4 protein-coding genes are annotated in these 1,456 nt (G+C 58.7%); 3 read left to right on the top strand and 1 reads right to left on the bottom strand.

The window, feature by feature from the left end:
- Nucleotides 1-182 (top strand): IS3 family transposase (locus I8N66_RS37360; RefSeq protein ID WP_291165600.1); only part of this gene is annotated, 182 nt, incomplete at its 5' end.
- 39 nt (nucleotides 183-221) lie between these two features.
- On the opposite strand, the gene I8N66_RS37355 is transcribed toward I8N66_RS37360, so the two are convergent.
- Nucleotides 222-749: a transposase gene (locus I8N66_RS37355; RefSeq protein WP_291165598.1), complete on the bottom strand. Its 528-nt coding sequence runs from the start codon at nucleotides 747-749 to the stop codon at nucleotides 222-224.
- 343 nt (nucleotides 750-1,092) lie between these two features.
- Here I8N66_RS37355 and I8N66_RS37350 point away from each other — a divergent pair, with 343 nt between their 5' ends.
- Both I8N66_RS37350 and I8N66_RS37345 read left to right on the top strand, forming a co-directional pair.
- On the top strand, nucleotides 1,093-1,287 hold the full coding sequence (locus I8N66_RS37350; protein ID WP_291165596.1) for a type II toxin-antitoxin system HicA family toxin: 195 nt from the start codon (nucleotides 1,093-1,095) through the stop codon (nucleotides 1,285-1,287).
- Nucleotides 1,288-1,290: 3 nt separating this feature from the next.
- The coding region (locus I8N66_RS37345; RefSeq protein WP_291165602.1) for a type II toxin-antitoxin system HicB family antitoxin at nucleotides 1,291-1,456 on the top strand (166 nt) is incomplete at its 3' end.

Here is a 1,456-nt window from a genome sequence, read left to right as displayed (position 1 = left end):
GCTTCTTCGGCAGGCTGAAGAACGAACTCTTCTACGCTCGGGATTGGTTGAATACGACCATCGACGATTTCATCGCAGCGCTCAACGCCTATATCCGCTGGTACAACGACGCACGGATCAAGATCTCGCTCGGCGCACGGAGCCCGAGGGAGCACCGCATAACTCTGGGAATCGCTGTCTAACCAGTCCAAGTTTTCTGCCGCACCCCCAGTGGGTCAGTTTTAAACCGACGTTGACACCTGAGGAAAGTACTCTTTCAGCGCTGCCGTCATTCGATTGGTGACACGCCGCACTTCGTCGACCAACATGCGCCGCTGCTGGACGAGCTTCTCGAGCTTGCGCATGGCGCCGCTCTGCGGCCGTAACACACACAATTTCTCGGGATGGCGCAGCAGCAGGTCGAGCGCGAGCTCGGCGTCGGTCGGATCGTCCTTGGCGCCGCTCACGCAAAAGGTCGACCTGTAGTTGGCAAGCGTGGTCGGGTTCACGGGGAACAGCACCAAGAAGTCATGTCGCCGCAGCGCAGACACCAGCGGGCCGCGGGCAATCTCCAGGCACACGGCGATCGGCCGGCCAGCGAAGCGCTCCCGCAGCTCCCCCGCCCATCGCTCTATCGCTTCGGGCTGGTGCGCGATGACGCTACGCTCGTACTCGCCGCTGGCGGCAGCCTTCAAACAAATGTCGTGCTTCTGATCGGCCCAATCGATCCCGACGAAAGCAGCATAGCTCTGATCAGCTGACGATTTCATGAGGAACCTCCTCGGTGCTAAAGTTGGAGGTCAGGACGTGCGAGCCGGGCTGAGCGAAGGCAATATAGGGGGCCGTGCAGGGCATACCCTGAGTATTCGTTGAGCGCCCGGCGCACCCGCGGACTCGAATGTAAGTTAGTGAGCATCAGCATGCTGCTAGTTGGATATTCGTAGTCCGCGGGCGCATGTCCTGGTTCGACCAGCAGATACCTGCCGGCTGTGATGAGTATCACTCCGAACCAGAACGGACTCCTCTATATCACTGCTGCAGCGGACGCGCGCAAGCGCACGCCGCTGAGCACAGCGTTATGCACCATAGTCCATCCGCGGTGATCGAGCCATCGTGAAGGTCAAGGAGCTCATCGATTTGCTCGAAGCCGATGGATGGGTTTTGGTCCGGACGAAAGGCAGTCACCGTCAGTTTCGTCATCCGACGAAGAAAGGAACCGTGACGGTGGCGGGCAAGCCTAGCATTGACATGCCAGCCGGGACGCTAAACAGTGCTTTGAAGCAGGCAGGTTTAAAGAAAGACAGGTGAAGTATGCGATATCTCGTAGTAGTCGAAAAAGGCCCCGAGTCTTACGGCGCGTACGTGCCAGACCTTCCTGGATGCGTGGCTGCAGGGGAAACGAAGGAAGAAGCTCTTTCTCTGATCCGAGAGGCAATCGAGTTTCATCTCGAAGGTCTCAAGGAGGAAGGACAGCCCA

The organism is Ensifer sp. SSB1, from assembly GCF_016652895.1.
Taxonomy (GTDB): Bacteria; Pseudomonadota; Alphaproteobacteria; order Rhizobiales; family Rhizobiaceae; genus Ensifer.
Note: the sequence above shows the minus strand (reverse complement) of the source record. Positions and strands in the feature narration are given on the sequence as shown.